The organism is Kitasatospora sp. NPDC054939, assembly GCF_053610105.1.
On record NZ_JBSGXP010000294.1, the window covers coordinates 1 to 2,272 of the forward strand.

2 protein-coding genes are annotated in these 2,272 nt (G+C 74.9%); one reads left to right on the plus strand and one right to left on the minus strand.

Translation table 11 applies throughout. The features are described from left to right. Positions 1 to 97: 97 nt before the first annotated feature. Positions 98 to 946 (minus strand): helix-turn-helix transcriptional regulator, encoded by an 849-nt coding sequence (locus ACWGB8_RS38375; protein WP_452218286.1) that lies wholly within the window; start codon positions 944 to 946, stop codon positions 98 to 100. A gap of 119 nt (positions 947 to 1,065) precedes the next feature. On the opposite strand from ACWGB8_RS38375, the gene ACWGB8_RS38380 reads away from it, so the two are divergent. Beyond that, entirely contained in the window at positions 1,066 to 2,145 is a 1,080-nt protein-coding gene (locus ACWGB8_RS38380; protein ID WP_452218287.1) for an SMP-30/gluconolactonase/LRE family protein, read from the plus strand. Positions 2,146 to 2,272 lie beyond the last annotated feature (127 nt).

The window sequence follows — 2,272 nt, forward strand, 5'->3', positions numbered from 1 at the left end:
CGGCTGCCCCCGGGCAGCCGTCAGCCGGCGTCTGTCATCTGTCATCTGTCATCTGTCACCGGTCATCTGCCGTCGGCTGTCCGGCACCCGTCGACGGTCAGACCGGTACCGCCTCCGGGGCCAGCCTGCGCAGCCGTTCGTCGGTCTCCGCGTCGCGCGGGGCCAGGACCACCAGTTGCAGCGCGCCCGGGGCCTGCAGCACCACCTGGTCGATCCGCAGCAGTCCCAGGGTCTCGTGCACCAGGTCCTTCGCGGTGCCCGCCCGCTCCTGCACCTGGTGCTCGTCCAGCCAGCGGTCCGCCTCCGGGAACTCCGCCCGCAACCGCCCGATCAGACCGGCCAGCCGCCGGGCCGCGGGTGCGCCGTCGCCCCCGCGCTCCGCATACGCCGAGCGCAACTGGGCCAGGATCCGGCGGGCGTGGTACTCCCAGTCGACCGTCCGGTCCCGGTGGACGCGGTTGGCGAACACCACCCAGGCCAGGTTGCACTCCCGGGGTTCCCACCGGGTCAGGCCGAACAGCGCTTCCGCGCCCGGGTTCCAGGCCCGGATGTCCCAGTCCGCGTCCATCAGGAACGCCGGCGCCGGCCACTGGGCGTGCATCAGGCGCAGCAGCGGTGCGGGCACCTCCTCCGGCACCGCCTCGTCCCCGCCCAGCGGCTGACTGCCCGCCAGCCGGAACAGGTACGCCGTCTCGGCCCGGTCCAGGCGCAGCGTACGGCCCAGGCTGGCCAGGACCTCGGGGGAGGGGTTGATGTCCCGGCCCTGTTCGAGCCACGTGTACCAGGTGACCCCGACCCCGGCGAGGAGGGCGAGTTCCTCCCTCCGCAGCCCGGGAGTCCGCCGCCGCACGCCCGGTGCCAGCCCGACGTCCTCCGGGGTCAGCGCCGCGCGGCGGGTGCGGAGGAAGTTGGCCAGGGCCCGCCTGCGGACCTCCGTGTCGTTCATGTGCTCCTCCCCTTCCTGGTAGTGCGGCTACCAGTATCGCCACGCACTGCCGCTCCGGTCGCGGCCCGGCGAGGCTTGGTCCCGCAAGCCGAAACCGAACCTCGCAGAGGACACCGTTCATGACGAACAACCAGTTCACCCCCGTGGCCTTCCGCCGTTCCGGCCGGGTCGCCCTGGCCGCCGTCGCCACCGCCGTCCTGCTGGGCACCGCCGCCGGGACCGTCCCCGCAGCGGCCGCCCCCGCCACGGGCGCCACCGCTGCCGCCGCCCCTGCAACCGCCGCCGCCCGCTACCCCGCCGTCGTCAACGGCCACGCCCCGAGCCTGCATCCCGAGGGTGCGACCTGGGACTCGCAGCACCGCCGCTTCCTGGTCGGTTCGCTGCGGCACGGCACGGTCTCCGCCCTCGCCCCGGACGGTTCGGTGCGCACCCTGGTCGACGACCCGGAGCGGCTGGTCTCGGTGGTCGGCATCCACGTCGACGCGGTGCGCGGCCGGATCCTGGTGGCCAACGGCGACAACGGCGTCGGCACCCGCAGCACCCCCGCCACCCAGGGCCGGGTGGCCGGCGTCGGCGCGTACGACCTGGAGACCGGGCGCCGCCTCTTCTACGTCGACCTGGCGGCGGTGGCCCGCGACGGCGGGGCGCACTTCGCCAACGACCTCGCGATAGCCGCCGACGGCACGGCGTACGTGACCGACTCGCTGGCGCCGGTGGTGTACCGGGTCGGGGTGAGCGGTCGGGCCTCCGTGCTGGTGCGGGACGCGCGGTTGACCGGGAAGCCCGGCGGGTACGGCCTGAACGGGATCGTCGAGCGGGGCGGGCAGCTGATCGTCGCGAAGTACGACGACGGCACGCTGTGGCGCATCCCGCTGCACCGGCCGTCCGCGCTGCAGCGCATCCCGGTCAAGGCGCCGGCCGGGGTGACCGTCAACCTGGACGGCCTGCTCGCCCGTCCGGACGGTTCGCTCACCGGCGTCACCAACCACCTGGGCGACACCGGCCGCGACGCGGTCCTGCGGCTGGTCTCGGGCGACGGCTGGCGCACCGCCCGCGTCACCTCGGTCACGCCCTCCGCGGACCCCGTCCCCACCGTCGCGACCCCCGGCCCGGGCGGCTCCGCCTACGTGATCTCCGGCCGGATCGACCTGCTCTTCGCCGGCACCCCGATCGACACCTTCACCCTCCGCCGCATCTGATGCGGTGGCGCACGACGGGGCGGGGAGCCCCGGGGGCGGGGGGGGGGCGCCCGGGGCCCGGGGGGGGGGTGGGGGGGGGGTGGGGGCATTGGGTTTGAAAAACATGGGGGTGGTGGAGATTGTGGTA

Coding starts and splice junctions, on each gene's coding strand:
- ACWGB8_RS38380 (WP_452218287.1), top strand. CDS start 1,066: ATGACGAACAACCAGTTCACCCCCGTGGCCTTCCGCCGTTCCGGCCGG.
- ACWGB8_RS38375 (WP_452218286.1), bottom strand. CDS start 946: ATGAACGACACGGAGGTCCGCAGGCGGGCCCTGGCCAACTTCCTCCGC.